Annotated in this window: 17 protein-coding genes; all 17 read right to left on the bottom strand. The window is 28.0% G+C overall.

Annotation, left to right across the window (positions count from 1 at the left end):
• On the bottom strand, positions 1-809 hold an 809-nt coding region (locus tag KHW44_RS01775; RefSeq protein ID WP_304065200.1), incomplete at its 3' end, for a sigma-70 family RNA polymerase sigma factor.
• Positions 810-827: 18 nt separating this feature from the next.
• On the bottom strand, positions 828-2,624 hold the full coding sequence (gene dnaG / locus KHW44_RS01770) for a DNA primase (RefSeq protein ID WP_002836500.1): 1,797 nt from the start codon (positions 2,622-2,624) through the stop codon (positions 828-830).
• A gap of 15 nt (positions 2,625-2,639) precedes the next feature.
• Positions 2,640-3,650 (bottom strand): deoxyguanosinetriphosphate triphosphohydrolase, encoded by a 1,011-nt coding sequence (locus tag KHW44_RS01765; protein WP_002836501.1) that lies wholly within the window; start codon positions 3,648-3,650, stop codon positions 2,640-2,642.
• Positions 3,651-3,764: 114 nt separating this feature from the next.
• The gene (locus tag KHW44_RS01760) at positions 3,765-5,792 is read right to left on the bottom strand and encodes a bifunctional 4-hydroxy-3-methylbut-2-enyl diphosphate reductase/30S ribosomal protein S1 (RefSeq protein WP_304065195.1); all 2,028 of its coding nucleotides are present in this window, start codon (positions 5,790-5,792) and stop codon (positions 3,765-3,767) included.
• Entirely contained in the window at positions 5,792-6,361 is a 570-nt protein-coding gene (locus tag KHW44_RS01755; protein WP_304065192.1) for a lysophospholipid acyltransferase family protein, read from the bottom strand. Before KHW44_RS01755 ends, KHW44_RS01760 begins: the two co-directional genes overlap by 1 nt.
• Positions 6,351-7,220 (bottom strand): (d)CMP kinase, encoded by an 870-nt coding sequence (gene cmk, locus KHW44_RS01750; RefSeq protein ID WP_304065189.1) that lies wholly within the window; start codon positions 7,218-7,220, stop codon positions 6,351-6,353. Before cmk ends, KHW44_RS01755 begins: the two co-directional genes overlap by 11 nt.
• The gene (locus KHW44_RS01745) at positions 7,217-8,419 is read right to left on the bottom strand and encodes an NAD(P)/FAD-dependent oxidoreductase (RefSeq protein WP_304065186.1); all 1,203 of its coding nucleotides are present in this window, start codon (positions 8,417-8,419) and stop codon (positions 7,217-7,219) included. Before KHW44_RS01745 ends, cmk begins: the two co-directional genes overlap by 4 nt.
• The gene (locus tag KHW44_RS01740; RefSeq protein WP_304065183.1) at positions 8,419-8,958 is read right to left on the bottom strand and encodes a class I SAM-dependent methyltransferase; all 540 of its coding nucleotides are present in this window, start codon (positions 8,956-8,958) and stop codon (positions 8,419-8,421) included. The genes KHW44_RS01745 and KHW44_RS01740 overlap by 1 nt, the downstream gene beginning before the upstream one ends.
• Positions 8,948-9,295, bottom strand: coding sequence for a hypothetical protein (locus tag KHW44_RS01735; RefSeq protein WP_304065180.1), 348 nt, complete (start codon positions 9,293-9,295; stop codon positions 8,948-8,950). Before KHW44_RS01735 ends, KHW44_RS01740 begins: the two co-directional genes overlap by 11 nt.
• A complete protein-coding gene (locus KHW44_RS01730) occupies positions 9,240-9,998 on the bottom strand; it encodes a pseudouridine synthase (protein ID WP_304065177.1) in 759 nt (252 codons plus the stop codon). Before KHW44_RS01730 ends, KHW44_RS01735 begins: the two co-directional genes overlap by 56 nt.
• A complete protein-coding gene (gene scpB / locus KHW44_RS01725; protein ID WP_002836510.1) occupies positions 9,985-10,533 on the bottom strand; it encodes an SMC-Scp complex subunit ScpB in 549 nt (182 codons plus the stop codon). Before scpB ends, KHW44_RS01730 begins: the two co-directional genes overlap by 14 nt.
• A 2-nt stretch (positions 10,534-10,535) precedes the next feature.
• The gene (locus KHW44_RS01720) at positions 10,536-11,243 is read right to left on the bottom strand and encodes a ScpA family protein (RefSeq protein WP_304065174.1); all 708 of its coding nucleotides are present in this window, start codon (positions 11,241-11,243) and stop codon (positions 10,536-10,538) included.
• Entirely contained in the window at positions 11,240-11,848 is a 609-nt protein-coding gene (locus KHW44_RS01715; RefSeq protein WP_304065171.1) for a site-2 protease family protein, read from the bottom strand. Before KHW44_RS01715 ends, KHW44_RS01720 begins: the two co-directional genes overlap by 4 nt.
• Positions 11,842-12,378 (bottom strand): NUDIX hydrolase, encoded by a 537-nt coding sequence (locus KHW44_RS01710; protein ID WP_304065168.1) that lies wholly within the window; start codon positions 12,376-12,378, stop codon positions 11,842-11,844. The genes KHW44_RS01715 and KHW44_RS01710 overlap by 7 nt, the downstream gene beginning before the upstream one ends.
• A 2-nt stretch (positions 12,379-12,380) precedes the next feature.
• Positions 12,381-14,078 carry a DNA repair protein RecN gene (gene recN / locus KHW44_RS01705; protein ID WP_304065165.1) on the bottom strand — a complete coding sequence of 566 codons (1,698 nt, stop codon included), beginning with the start codon at positions 14,076-14,078 and terminating at the stop codon, positions 12,381-12,383.
• A 4-nt stretch (positions 14,079-14,082) separates the two neighbouring features.
• On the bottom strand, positions 14,083-14,535 hold the full coding sequence (locus tag KHW44_RS01700; protein ID WP_002836519.1) for an arginine repressor: 453 nt from the start codon (positions 14,533-14,535) through the stop codon (positions 14,083-14,085).
• A gap of 4 nt (positions 14,536-14,539) precedes the next feature.
• Positions 14,540-15,115, bottom strand: a 576-nt coding sequence (locus KHW44_RS01695; protein WP_304065161.1) for a TlyA family RNA methyltransferase, incomplete at its 5' end; no start/stop codon positions are given.

Genomic DNA, 15,115 nt, shown 5'->3' with positions numbered 1-15,115 from the left:
TTTTCTACTTCAATTCCCATTTCTTTTGCTATTTCTTCATTTGTAGGGTCTCTTCCCAAATCTTGTAATAATTGTCTTTCAATTCTAACAAGTCTATTAATAGTTTCCACCATGTGTACAGGAATTCTTATTGTTCTAGCTTGGTCAGCAATTGCTCTTGTAATAGCTTGTCTGATCCACCAAGTAGCGTATGTCGAGAATTTGAATCCTCTTGTATAGTCAAATTTATCAACTGCTTTCATAAGACCAAGATTACCTTCTTGAATCAAATCCAAAAAGCTCATTCCACGTCCAACGTATCTTTTAGCAATACTTACAACCAAACGTAAGTTTGCTTCTGCTAACTTTTTCTTTGCTCTCTTAGAGCCATTTTCCATTTCTTGTGCTAATTTGACTTCTTCTTCAGCTGATAACAAAGGAATTTTTCCGATTTCTTTTAAATACATTTTTACTGGGTCGTCAACGTTAATTCCTTTAATATCAGAAACATCTTCGATGATTTTTTTGTCATCTTTAATATCGTCATCGTCTTCATCATCAATAGATTCGTCATCTTCGATATCGTCATTGTCATCATCCTTTGAAGATGATTTCTTTTCTATTTCATCATTACTTTCAAAAATTTCAATATTATTTTCAATTAACAAATTTCTTATATCTTCTATATCATCTTCATCAAGGCAAGAAATATCATCAATATTTTTGAAGTCTTTGATAGTTACTATGCCATCATTCTCATTACCTATCTCTATTAATTGGTTTAATGCATCTTTTTTTATTTGTTCAACATCCAAGTTTTCTTCTGACATAAAAAAACTCCTTTCTGACTATTTGTACTCTTTAATTTGTCTATTAATTTCTAAGATTTTATTCAAAATTTCATTATACTCTTTATTAATCTTTTCATTAAATTCTACTGATTGCATTAGATCTAGCTGAGATTTAATATTATCTTTTTCTTGAGTCATTAGGTATTTTTTAATCTCCAATACAACTCTACCAATATTATTAATATTAATTGAATATCTAGATTTCTGATATAAATAATCGATAGTTCGATCCATTTGAATATCGTTTTTGAAATAATCTCTAGCCGCTTTTTCATCAATTTGATTTTCATTATTTTTAGAATAATAAAAATCTACAAACTCCATAAAATTATTATAAGAACTGATTTTAGTTTTGAATTTTGAGAATTCTTCTTTTAAATCATAGTATATATCTTTATGAAAACAAGCAATTGTCATTATATCAATTGCAGTTATTTTTTCTTGATTATTAATACTATCTTTTTCTGTATTTTGATTATCTTCAGTTCTCTCATTATGAAAATTCACGTTAGGCTTAGTTTCTTTCAGCTTATTATAGACATCTTTTTTCAAACTCACGTATTCTATGTTTAAATCATCAGAAAATTTCTTAATATATTCATCCCTAATGACTTCCCTATCTAATTTTGATAATAAAGTTGTCAAATCATCTATAAGTTGTATTTTTTCTTTTACATCATTAATATCGTATTTTTGAAGTATTTTCTTATATTCATAAATAACACTATCCATTGCGTTATCTATTAACCTATTAAAACTTTCATTTCCGTATTGTTTAATATAATCATCAGGATCCATATTATCAGGTATGACAATAATGTTAGGACTAATATCCTGCTCTTTAAATATTTCTATAGCACGTGATGTTGCGTTTTGACCCGCTGAGTCACCATCATAACATATATAAATATTCTTACAATATCTCTTGATTAATTTTGCTTGATCATGTGTTAGAGAAGTACCTAATGAAGCAATTGCATAGTCAAATCCATAATTTGTCAATGAGATAACATCCATATATCCTTCAACCAATATAATCTTACCAACTTTAGTAGAATTTTTTAAATTGGAAACTCCATAAACATTTTTACTCTTATCGTAAGCTAAGCTCTGAGGAGAGTTCAAATATTTTGCCCTCGCTTCTGCAAGAGCCCTTCCTCCAAAGCCGATAACATTGCCTCTTATATCTATAATCGGAAACATTAACCTATTTCGAAACTTATCATATACATTCCCTTTTTCATCCTGATTTATGAGGCCAACTTCTATTATATCATCTTTTTGATATCCTTTTTGTAGTAAATGACGATAAAGACTATTTTTCCCATCAGCATAACCGATTATAAACTTATTAATCAAATTATTATTGAGATTTCTTTTCTTTATATATTCCTTTGGAATGTCGTTTATCAATAAATTTTTGTAATAAAATAATTTGGCTTCATTATTAATTTCAAATAATTTTTTACGGTGTTCGTATTTTTCCTTATTGACTTCATTTGTTTCGACTAAAATACCCAACTTATCTGCCAAAAATTTGATAGCTTCAGGATATGATAAGCCCTCTTTTTGCATTATAAAAGAAATAACATCGCCACCAACACCACAGCCAAAGCAATGAAAAATTCCTTTTGATGGAGAGACGCTAAAAGACGGTGTCTTCTCATTGTGAAATGGACATAAACCAACATAATTAGAACCAGCCCTTTTCAATTCAACATAATCTCCAATTACAGAAACTATGTCAGCAACACTTTTTATCTCATCAATTTTATCTTGTGGTATAAATCCCATCTTATCATCCCATCTTTATATGCTCCAAGAATCTGGTATGAAAATCTCCTTAAAAGTTCTTCTTGCAAATGAATCAGTCATACCAGCAATATAATCTGTAACTATATCATCTTCTGTTTTATCTTGTAACTCAATATTATTATAAATATCTGTGTGTGATTTTGGTAATCTACTAATATCTTCTAAATAGTAGCTGTATAAATTACTTAGTACGTATTCTACTTTTTTATCATCTTTTCTTACAATATCGTTAAAATAAACATTGTTAAACATAAATGATCGCAATTCTTCCATTAGTTTATAAGTTTTATCAGACATTTCAATGTGATTCTTTCCAAAACTATTATCAACCAAATCATTAACCAAAAAATTAATTCTTTTTGACCCTCTATCTCCTAGTTCATCTGTAATTTCTACTGGTAGATCACTATTTTTTATAATATTTGATCTTATAGAATCATCAATATCGTGATTAATATAAGCAATTCTATCGGAAAATTTGATAATTTTCCCTTCTAATGTATTTGCCTTATTGCTACCTGAATGATTCACTATTCCATCTAGTGTTTGTTTCGTTAGATTAAGACCTATTCTATAACTTGAATGTTCTAAATATTGGACAACATTAATGGATTGTTTATAGTGTTTGAATCCTTTTGGATTGAGTTTATCTAAAATCTTTTCACCGACATGCCCAAAAGGTGTATGTCCCAAATCATGTCCCAAGCCTATTGCTTCCACTAAATCTTCATTTAAACGCAAACACCTTGCAATAGTCCTAGCTATTTGGGTAACCTCTAGTGTATGTGTTAACCTCGTTCTATAATGGTCTTTTTCAGGATTTAAGTATACTTGTGTCTTATGCTTAAGTCTTCTAAAAGATTTTGAGTGAATAATTCTATCTCTGTCAATTTGAAACGGATTTCTTAAATTATCATTTGGTTCAAAATTAATTCTTTCAGCTTCATTTGATTTTGTGGCAAATTCACTATAATAATTTTCATATAATTTAAAATCTACATTCATACTAAATCACACCCTAATCTATATGTTTTGTATACCCCAAAACACGGTGTATAATTCATAAATACATTAAAAAAAGCCAAACACCTGTTTGGCTTTTTGGATTTAAAGTAGATTTTAGTTTTCTTCTTCGATTTCTTTTAATTTTAAATCTAATAATGCACCTAAATCACTGTTAATCAAAGTTTCTTCACTTGATTCTGGTTTAGTTTCTACTTTTTTAGGTTTAACTTTTTTAGGTCTTGGTTTTCTTTCTGGTTTTTCAGGTTTTGGTAATAAAGCTTTCATACTTAAAGCTATTCTCTTCTTTTCAGGATTGATTTCTAAGATCTTAACTTTAACTGTATCACCAATATTTAATTCATCTGATGGTTTGTCAACGTGTTCATTTGAAATTTCAGAAACGTGAACTAAGCCTTCAATTCCTTCAGCTAATTTAACAAATGCACCAAAGTCAACTAAGTTTACAACTTCTCCTTCAATAACGTCTCCTTCGTGATTATTTTCAACGAAAGCGTCAAATGGTTTTTGTTGTAATTGTTTCAAGCCAAGTGAAATTCTGTTCTTTTCTCTGTTAGCTTTAAGAACTAAAGTTTCGATTTCATCTCCAACTTTTAAAACATCTTCTGGTGACTCAATTCTATTCCAAGAAATATCTGAAATATGAAGTAAACCATCTACTCCACCTAAATCGATAAATGCACCAAAGTCTGTTAATCTTTGTACTTTACCAGTAATTGTTTCGCCAACAGTTATGTTTTCCCAAGCTTTATCTTCGATTTCTTTTTGTTCTGCTTCTACAACAGCTCTGTGAGATAAAACTAAACGTCTCTTCTTTTCATCTATATTCAAAACTTTACATACCAAAGTTTCTCCTACATATTTAGATAAATCTTTTACAAAGTGAGTAGTTACTTGAGAACCTGGTATAAAAGCTCTTACATTATCAATTGTAGCTATTAAGCCGCCTTTTACTACTTGTGTAACTTTTGCTTCTACAGTTGAATCATTGTCGAAACTAGAAACTAAATTCTTCCAGTTTTTAATTCCTTCAACTCTTTTTGTAGAAAGTACAACATTTCCTTCTCCGTCATCTAGCTTAATAACGTAAACTTCGATTTCGTCGCCTTGTTTGTACAAATCCTTAGGTAATTTACCTTCTTCTGTTGATAATTCGTCTAGTTTAATAATACCATCAGCCTTATAGCCAATATTAACCATGACTTCATCATCTGTTACATAAATAACTTCACCCTTTACGATTTCTTTTGGGTAAATCTTATTCATGCTTTCTTCTACTTGTTCCATAAAATCCTTGCTGTAATTATCCATTAAATTTACAACCTCCTCAATAATCCAAGCCGGTGTGGACGCACCAGCTGTAATACCTAATAATTTAGATTCAATAATACTATCATCGATACAAATATCCTTGTATGTTTCAATTCTTAAAACTTTTTTGCAATTTTGTTTTGCAATTTCATACAATTTATTTGTGTTAGAACTATTTAAGCCACCAATCACAATCATACAATCGACATTCTTAGAAAGCTCTAAACAAGCCATTTGTCGGCTTTTTGTAGCCCCACAAATAGTATTATCTATCACAACGTTAGTATTACCTCTTACTATTATATCAGAAATTTCCAAAAATTTCCTCTTTAAATTAGTAGTTTGTGAAATTACATATAATTTTTCACCTTTTATTTTTTTCGCCTCATCAATTGAGTTCACCACTTCAACATTATTTTCAACTTGTCCTTTCATTGCTATAATCTCCGGATGATTAGGATCTCCAATAATTACAATCTTGTAACCTTCTTCATGTTTCTTATTTATTTTTTCATAAATCTTTAATAGTGATGGGCAAGTTAAATCTACTAATTTGTATCCATTATTTTTTATTTCATCTTTTAATTTTAATGTTGCTCCATGAGATCTAATAAAAATCGTGGAACCTTTCTCAGCTTGAGTATAATCATCTATCTGTTTTATACCTAGAGCTTCTAATCTTTTACATTCTTGTTCGTTATGGATTAGTTGACCCAAAGTATACTTTAATTCTGATGGGTCATTTTCAATTATTTCTATTGCTCTTTTAACTCCATAACAAAACCCTGCATTTTGTTGTACTATTATATTCATCAGTTCACCTTGTAAATATTTTCGTAAATAGCTTTAGTTATTTCTTTGTTTCTCATATCTTTTGAAATATCATCAAAGCTTGATATAGCTATTTTGTCTCTTACAAACACTTCTACTTTTGATCTGAACTTATAATTAGAATTTATGAATACAGGGATAACATCTGCGCATGCTCTTGACGCAATCATAGCAACTCCTGTTTTCATATTTTCTTCACTTACTGTTTTTACTCTTGTTCCTTCAGGAAATATTCCCAAAACCTCGTTGTTTTTAACAAGCTTGATAGCATCTTTTATCGTTTTAATATTTACGTTATCTCTATCAACCGGAAAAGCTCCAAACTTCTCCAGTAAAAATCCTAAAAATTTATTTTCAAATAATTCTTTTTTTGCCATAAATCGTATCGGTCTATCAAAAATTATCGCTAATAAAATTGGATCCCATAAATTAATGTGATTTGCACAAATAACTAAAGGTGTTTTAGGTAGATTTGTATTCCCATGAACAACTAATTTGTATCTTATTTTAAACACTATTTTCAATAAAAATCTTGCAAACCTATAAAACATTTCTACCTCTAATTATCTCTATTATTTTTTCAACAACTTCATCAACATTCATATCATCAGAATTAATGAGAACAGCATCTTCTGCTTGTCTCAACGGAGCATGTTTTCTGTTCTTATCCTGTTCATCTCTTAATTTGATGTCTTTTAGAATCGTTTCATAAGATGAATCGTCTTTTTGTTCGTCAAATCTTCTTTTTGCTCTTACTTCTGGTGATGCATCCAAATAAAACTTGTAATCAGCGTTCTTTAGTATGTTAGTACCAGCATCTCTTCCGTCAAGAATAATCGCTTTGTCACTCGCAATCTGTCTTTGAATTTCAACTAATTTTTCCCTTACAGAATAATATGTTGAAACCTTTGATGCAGCCATTGATACATCATTAGTTCTTATTTTATCATTCAAGAATTCTCCGTTTACTTTAATTTTGGATGATTCAAATGTTATATCTAAGCTGTTCAATACTTGCATAACTTCTTGTTCGTTTTCCAAATTGACATTTTCTTTCAAACAAAAATAAGCAAGAGAACGATACATTGATCCTGTATCCAAGTATTCAATGTTTAATATATCTGAGATCAATTTACATACTGTTGATTTACCAGATCCACTAGGTCCATCTACTGTAACAGAATATACGTCATTATTAATCAATTCAATATACACATTGTCATCGTCATTTTTTCTGAGCATTCTAGATGAAATTAAAATATTTTTATTTGTTTTAATTAATTTATCATCGAAAATTTCCTTCATAACTTTAGGTGTAGATATCAATAATATATCAAAATTCTTGTCTTTGATATAGTCATTAATATCATAGTAAAGTTTTGATTCGTTTTCGTATTTGATTTTTTTCATATATTTATCCCCGCTAAATAACCTGTTGAAAAAGCAAATTGTAAGTTAAATCCTCCAGTAAAACCATCAACATCAATAATTTCTCCACAAAAATACAAATCTTTTACAAGTTTAGATTCCATTGTGCTTGGATCAATCTCATTTACATCGACCCCTCCCACACTAATAATTGCATAATCAAGCTTTTCATTTGATACATAAGTAAAATCAAAACTTTTCAAAGTTCTTCTTAAATTATCACGTTCAGATTTTGTTATTTCATTTACCTTTTTATTTGGATTTATATTTGCAGATTTTAAAATTGGGAGTATCAATTTTTTTATCGTTATTTTACTTATAGCATTTTCAATAGTTTTATTTTGATTTTCGCTGAAATCTCTTAAAATCCTATCATCAAGTTTTTGATCTGTCAATCCTGGCTTCAAGTCTATTGATATTTTAATATCTCCATTTTTGTTGCATAAAATACTTGATAAAGTAAGTACCAAAGGACCTGATATTCCTTTTCTTGTAAAAATCATTTCACCTATTTCGTTGAATATCAATTTCTTATTCAAATAACATTTTAATCCGACGTTTTTAAGACTAACACCTTCTAATTCTTCTACATTTTCTTTTAAAATAATTGCACTTAAACCAGGCTTCATTTCATGAATAGTGTGACCTAGCTTTGTTATTTGATTGTAAAGTGATCCATCTGAGCCTGTATTTGGATATGATTTACCGCCACAAGCTATAATTAATTTATCAAATTCATATTCATCACTACTTGTAGTAAGATAAAATTTGTTCGATTTATATATTTTGTTCACCTTCTCATTTAAGTGTAAGTTTACATTCTTATCTTTCAAAATTTTTTCAAATACTTTTATAACATCTGATGATTTATCACTTAGTGGGAAAACTCTATTTCCACGTTCTACTTTTGTTTTAAGATCATTTGAATTAAAAAAATTTATGACTTGTTCGTTAGTAAAGTCATAAAATGGGCTATAACAAAAATATTTATTTGTATTAATATTTTCAATCAAATCTTGTATTTCACAAGAATTGGTAATGTTACATCTTCCTTTTCCGGTAATAAACAACTTCTTACCTATTTTTTCATTATGATCAAAAATATGAATTTCATATTCATCTTTAATGAAGCTTGCAGCCATTAATCCTGCTGCACCTGCTCCTATTATCGCTACATTCATTATTTAATCCTTTCAATTAAGCAAACAAAAGGGGGATTGTTTATTTGATTTATAAAATCGTATCTAATAACGTTGAATTCTTTTTGGTTTAATTTTTTTAGGAATTCAATTATGTTTATGCTCTCTTCAAATCCAGGCTTGTGTCCAGGATAAAAAGTAATAACAATTTGACCCCCTGTGTTAAGTACTTTTAAAAGTTTATCTAAAGTTTTAATTACAGTGTCATAATCAGTTGTAATATTTTTATCTCCACCTGGAAGGTATCCTAAATTAAACACTGCAAAATCAATTTTTTCATTAGTATATTTTTCAAAATTTAAATGAGAATCATTAACAACTTTTAAATTATCAAATTTTCTAGCATTATCGATACAACTTTTTTGAATATCAAATCCATAAACTTCTATATTTTCGTTTATAGATAACATTTTGTATGAATCATTCCCGTTTCCAAATGTCATATCTAAACAAATTTTTGAAGTTGGTATTTTATCCTTCATAAATGATTCAACTAATGTTTTTGTATTATTATAAATCATTGCAACTTCCTTTAAAAAGTAAATTAAAATCTATCTTACCCTGATTTGAAAAAAATGATTTTACTAACCCATTATTATCATAAAACTCTTCAATACCAAAATCTCTCAAATTCATTCCTATGCTTTTTAAGAAAAATAACTTACTAGAATCATCCTCTTCTAATTGAAAATCTGAAATATTCGCTCTTGTACCTTCTGTCCTAATCAGAGAATATCCTTTTGGTTTTAAGTCGTCAATATATAAAAAGCAAAAATTCCCCACAATTTCTTCCATCTTTAGGTTAAATTTTTTTAAAATTTTTTCGTCTTTGTTGTTTGCAAGTCTTACTTCTATCATATTTACCCCTTATTAAATCCAAATCTTCATTTTTTAACAGTACGTATTCTCCACTTTTTAAATTATCTCCCATTTTGTAATTACCAATTTGAACTCTTTTTAAATCCAAAACGGGATGATTTATATAATCAAACATTTTTCTGATTTGTCTGTTTCTGCCTTCATAAATAGTTACCATATACTTTGTATTATCTTTTACATTTACAATAAATTCTATATTTGATTTTTTTAATTTATAGCCGTCTAATGTTATTCCATTTTTTAATTCTTGTATTTTATCTTTATTTGGTCTCCCTTTGACTACAACCTCATAAACTTTTTTATGCTCAAATTTAGGATGAGTCAGTTCATAGGTTAACTCACCATCATTCGTTAAAATTAATAATCCATGAGAATCCTTATCCAAACGACCAACTGGATAAACCCTTGTTTTAGATTTGATTAAATCCACAACTTTTTTATCAGCAAATTTATCCTTTACTGTCGATGTATATCCTACTGGTTTGTTTATAGCAATATAAATTTTTTCTTCTTTTTTGCTAATTTTCTTGCCTTCGACTTCAACAATATCACTATCATTTACTTGATATGATAAATCCAGAAGTATTGTCCCATTGACACAAACTTTTGAGTTTTTGATTAGTTCATCAGCCTTTCTTCTAGAACAATATCCACTTTGTGCGATGAACTTATTTATTCTCATTTTCTTTTTCCTTAATAAGTTTTTCTATTTCGTTTAATTTGGGAAGATCTTCCAAAGAATTAATATTGAAATAATACAAGAACTCATCTGTAGTACCATATAATATAGGCTTCCCGATTTTATCGAGTCTTCCGACTTCTTTTATTAGATTTTTTTTAGTTAAAGTGTCAATTGATGAACTAGATTTTACTCCTCTTATTTCATCAATTTCAATTCTTGTTATTGGTTGCTTGTAAGCTATAATCGATAAAACTTCCATGGTGGTATTAGTTAATCTTGTATTTTTATTTTTCACAAAAATTTCTTTTAAAAATTCGTAGTATTCTTTTTTAGTTTGAATTTGGTAGCTATCGTTTATGCATCTGATTTCCAGAGAAGTGTTTCTATATTCGTATTCTTTAATTAAATCATCAAGCATATTTCTAGTTTCTTTTTTGCCAAGGTTTATGGCTTCAGATATTGAAGAAATATCTAATGGTTCACCCCATAAGAAAAGTAAAGATTCAATTTTATTTCGAATAATTTTATCTTCCATAATTACCTCATTAATATTTCCATATTATCCTCATTTTTTACAACTTTTAATATGTTTGATTTTAATAATTCTAATAAAGCTAAAAAAACAGATATAACTTCATTTCTATTGGTCTTTTGTGATAAAAAAGATGAAAAACTATATGTTCTATTTTTTTCTACCTTCCACAATATATCTTCAATACAATCTTCAATTTTATATTCTTCTGCTTCAATAATTTCTGTTTCTTCAATTACAATTCTATTATCTTCTCTATTTAATATTTCTAACAAAGTTTCAGATAATAAATTAACGTCTGGAACAATCAAATTTTCTTTTTCGGATTGGTAAGCCGACAAATCTTCTTGAATTTTTCTAAAATGTTTCGATGAGATGTTTTCTAATTCAATCAATTGTTTAGAAATTTCTTTAAATTTTTTATATTCTATTAATCGTAGTTTAATCAAATCTTCATCTATTTGATCATCTTCATCAAAATCATTTTTTGGCAATATTTTTTTTGATTTTATATATAACAAAGTAGAAGCTAAGTAAATGAAATCAGTCAAATCTTTAGTAGAATGATTTTTCAAATTCTCAACTTCTTCAATAAATTTATTTGTGATTTTTGCTAAATCAACATTTTCTATATCAATTTTTTCTTTTTCAACCAAGTTTAATAAAAGATCCATTGGACCGTTGAATTCTTCAGTTTCAATAATTAAACTCATAGTGCAATTGCTAACCTTAAAAATTTATCTATTATAAATGATGTTATAGGCGTTAAAACTTTACCTAACACACCTGAAAATATTAATATCAGCAATATAAAATAAGTGTATTTTTCATATTTTGCCATAAAATCTAAAAATTTTCCTGGGAAAAATGCAGTTATAACCTTGGAACCATCTAAAGGTGGAACAGGTATTAAGTTAAATACAGCGAAATATACGTTATACACAATAAATAGACTCAAAATTTCTGAAATTACAGGATTGACATGAGAAAATTTAACATATAAAAACGAAAATATTAGTCCTAAAATTAAATTAACTGTAACTCCTGCAATTGAAACCAAAAACATTCCCAAATGTCTTTTTCTAAAATTATATGAGTTTATTGGAACTGGCTTTGCCCAACCAAACTTAAATAAAATCAAACTAATTGCACCTAATGGATCAATATGATCAATAGGATTGAAGCTTAATCTTCCCATATTCTTAGCCGTATTATCGCCCATCCAATATGCAACATAACCGTGAGCTAGTTCATGAAGAACAATTGTTGGTAGTAACACAAATATAATTATGATGTAATGGTTTATCGTTTCTAACATTTATCCACATTCCTTAAAAAATAGAGAATTCCCATAATTGTCTTACCATCAATTATAGCTCCGTCCTCTATCATTTGCATTAATTTTTTTTGTTCGATAAGTTCTATATTTAAAAATTCATCGTCATCAGCTTCTAGTTCATCTTTGAATAATTCTTCAGCCAAAAAGAAACTTACTTTTTCATCACTAAAACCTGGAGAAGAATAAGCGTCGAACAGATAAGTTAAATTCTTGCAATTATAACCTATTTCTTCTCTCATTTCTCTTATCGCCGCGTCTTTTGGTGTTTCATTGTGTTCAATTAACCCTGCTGGTAATTCCATTAATTGTTGGCCTATAGCTTTTCTATATTGACTAACAAGAAATAATTTATTATCTTTTACTGCGATTATACACACAGCATTTGCGTGTTCTACAATTTCTCTTTTAGAGTATTTTCTATTTGGAAGTTCAACCGTATCTAATCTGAGATTTAAAATTCTTCCCTCATATATCATTTCACTCTTTATAGTTTTTTCTTCATAATCCATAATTATCTCCTATCATTTTTTAATTCATTTGCTTGATTGATCATTAATTTTGCTTGTTCAATTGTCGTTTCTGTGATGTTTATTCCACCGATCAATCTCGAAATTTCATTTACCTTTTCTTCAGGAGTTAATACTTTTAAAATTGATTTTGTTTCGTTATTACAATCAATCTTTTCAATTAAAATGTGATTATCGCTCAATGAAGCTATTTGAGGTAAATGACTTATTGAAATCACTTGCTTATCTTTTGATAAATCAATAAGTTTTTCACCTACTACCAATGCCGTCCTGCCACTGATTCCAGTATCAATTTCGTCAAAAATAAGAGTATTGATATCTTCAAAATCTGATATAACTGACTTAAATCCGAGCATAATTCGTGAAATTTCTCCGCCAGATGCAATAGATGCCATTGGTTTAAAATCTTGTCCTAAATTTGTTTTAATCATAAAATCCAATGAATCATAACCTTTTTCATTGAAATCAGAAAGTTTTTCAAATTTGACCTCAAAATCAGCATGTTTCATATTCAAATCTTTTAGATTTTGAACAATCAATTTTTCTAATTTAGAAACAATTTCTTTTCTAATTTTATGAAGTCTATCTGATAATTCAAGCCCTTTCTTCTTGTCTAAATCAATTAATTCCTTGAATTTTCTTTTATTTTCTGTAATTTCATTCAGTTCTTTAAGTCTACGTTCCAAATTTTGTCTAAATGAAATTATATCATTAATAGATTTTCCGTATTTTCTCTTTAAATTTGTAATTATTGCTATTTTATTTTCTAAATCATTTAATTTGAACTCATCTTGATAAATGCTTGATGAATATGAACTAATCCTTGAGAACAAGTCGTCCATATCATAATAAATCTTATCCAAATCTTGCTTAAAAGAATTCACTTCATTATCAAACTCACATATGGAATCCATCTTGCTTAAAACAATATTAAACATAGTGTTGATATCTTGTTCGTTGTAGTTTTCATCTGAATACATGTTTAATATTTCACCGATATTATTTTTAATCAAATTAACATTAGATAGTTTATTATACTCATTTTCAAGTTCTTCTTCATCTAAGTTCTCAAGATCTATTTGTGATATTTCTTCTATTTGATAATTTATTATATCGAGTTGTCTATCCTTTTCTTCATTTGAAATATTAAAACTCTTGTACGCTTTTTTGTATTCTACAATATGATTAAGAATTTCTCTTAACTCAGTTTTGATTTTAAAAGTTTCTTCCTTATCAAATGAATCAATTAAATCTAAATAAAAATCCTTATTCAATAATGATTGAGTTCCATTTTGTCCATGAATGTCAACAAATTTACTCATTAATTCATTTAGTGTGCTAAGCGTGATTGATCTATTGTTTAATTTATTTATGCTTTTTAAATTAGTATCTACAATTCTTGAAATTATTATTACTCCATCTTCAACATTGTATCCCATGTCTTCTAAAAATTTAATTTTAGAATTATCAGCTATTGTAAATGTCGCTTCAACAATAGTTTTTTTTGAAGAATCTCTGATAAAACTTTTGTTAAATCTTTGTCCTAGAAGAAGTTCAAAAGCTTCTATCAAAATTGATTTTCCTGAACCAGTTTCACCAGTTATGATATTAAGTCCATCTGTAAAATCGACATTGATTTTGTCAATTATCGCAAAATTTTCTATATAAAGAGAATTTAACATTTTATTACCTGATGATTGATTTGATTTCTGAAACTAATTTTTCCAATCCAGACTTATCTTCAACAGTTATATAAATAGTGTCGTTACCGGTTAGAATTCCTGCTATATTATCTAATTTAGCGTTGGTAATTGCCATACCACATACTGTTGCAGTGTGAGATATTGTTTTAATAATTACCATATCTTCATTATGCTTGATAGTCAACACTGCAGATCTGAAAATCTTATCTAATCTTTCGTTTAATGAATCGTGTACAGTGTCAATTATTGCATAATGATATTCGCCTTCTCTAGTTTGAACTTTTGATATTCTTAATTCTTTTATATCTCTGGAAATAGTAGCTTGTGTAGCTCTAACTCCATGAGCTTCTAAATAGTCAGAAAGTTCTTCCTGAGTTCTTATTTCATTTTCTTCGATTAAGTCTAGAATTAATCTTTGTCTTGTGTATTTTTTCATATTTCTACCTCAATTTATTAAATGCTGTCTCCACAACATCCTTGAATTTTATATTTTTATTATCTAAAGTCGTAATATGGATTAAATACTCTATATTTCCACTCTTACCTTTTACTGGACTATATGTCATCTCAGAAATATACAATCCTTCATCATTTAGATAATTATTAATATCATTTATTATAGATAAATGTTCCTTTTTATTATTAATTATATGATTTTTTGATTTTAATTCAAACTGCGGCTTTATCAAAAATATCATTTCTCCATTATTTTTTAGCATTTTAGCGGCATTTGGAATAATCATTTTCAATGATATAAAAGATACATCGCATACTATCAAATCAAATTTCGGATACTCATCTACATTAATATTTCGAAAATTTGTATTTTCGAATAATTTAACCCTGCTATCATGTCTAAGTTCGTCAACCATTTGATTATCGCCAACATCAATAGCATAAACTTCCTTTGCATTGTTTTTTAATAAAACCTGAGTAAATCCACCAGTAGATGAGCCTATATCTAAGCACAAATCATGCTTACCTATATTAAATACCTCAAAAGCTTTTAAAAGCTT

Origin of the sequence: Finegoldia magna, from assembly GCF_018371055.1 — a bacterium.
Classification (GTDB): domain Bacteria; phylum Bacillota; class Clostridia; order Tissierellales; family Peptoniphilaceae; genus Finegoldia; species Finegoldia magna_I.
Note: the sequence above shows the minus strand (reverse complement) of the source record. Positions and strands in the feature narration are given on the sequence as shown.

Excerpts from the sequence above, each read along its gene's own strand:
- dnaG (WP_002836500.1), bottom strand. The coding sequence starts at position 2,624 with ATGGGATTTATACCACAAGATAAAATTGATGAGATAAAAAGTGTTGCT.
- recN (WP_304065165.1), bottom strand. The coding sequence starts at position 14,078 with ATGTTAAATTCTCTTTATATAGAAAATTTTGCGATAATTGACAAAATC.
- KHW44_RS01715 (WP_304065171.1), bottom strand. The coding sequence starts at position 11,848 with ATGTTAGAAACGATAAACCATTACATCATAATTATATTTGTGTTACTA.
- KHW44_RS01730 (WP_304065177.1), bottom strand. The coding sequence starts at position 9,998 with ATGAGAATAAATAAGTTCATCGCACAAAGTGGATATTGTTCTAGAAGA.
- KHW44_RS01700 (WP_002836519.1), bottom strand. The coding sequence starts at position 14,535 with ATGAAAAAATACACAAGACAAAGATTAATTCTAGACTTAATCGAAGAA.
- KHW44_RS01710 (WP_304065168.1), bottom strand. The coding sequence starts at position 12,378 with ATGGATTATGAAGAAAAAACTATAAAGAGTGAAATGATATATGAGGGA.
- KHW44_RS01755 (WP_304065192.1), bottom strand. The coding sequence starts at position 6,361 with ATGTTTTATAGGTTTGCAAGATTTTTATTGAAAATAGTGTTTAAAATA.
- KHW44_RS01740 (WP_304065183.1), bottom strand. The coding sequence starts at position 8,958 with ATGATTTATAATAATACAAAAACATTAGTTGAATCATTTATGAAGGAT.
- KHW44_RS01765 (WP_002836501.1), bottom strand. The coding sequence starts at position 3,650 with ATGAATGTAGATTTTAAATTATATGAAAATTATTATAGTGAATTTGCC.
- KHW44_RS01760 (WP_304065195.1), bottom strand. The coding sequence starts at position 5,792 with ATGAATATAATAGTACAACAAAATGCAGGGTTTTGTTATGGAGTTAAA.
- KHW44_RS01720 (WP_304065174.1), bottom strand. The coding sequence starts at position 11,243 with ATGAGTTTAATTATTGAAACTGAAGAATTCAACGGTCCAATGGATCTT.
- KHW44_RS01745 (WP_304065186.1), bottom strand. The coding sequence starts at position 8,419 with ATGAATGTAGCGATAATAGGAGCAGGTGCAGCAGGATTAATGGCTGCA.
- KHW44_RS01735 (WP_304065180.1), bottom strand. The coding sequence starts at position 9,295 with ATGATAGAAGTAAGACTTGCAAACAACAAAGACGAAAAAATTTTAAAA.
- cmk (WP_304065189.1), bottom strand. The coding sequence starts at position 7,220 with ATGAAAAAAATCAAATACGAAAACGAATCAAAACTTTACTATGATATT.
- scpB (WP_002836510.1), bottom strand. The coding sequence starts at position 10,533 with ATGGAAGATAAAATTATTCGAAATAAAATTGAATCTTTACTTTTCTTA.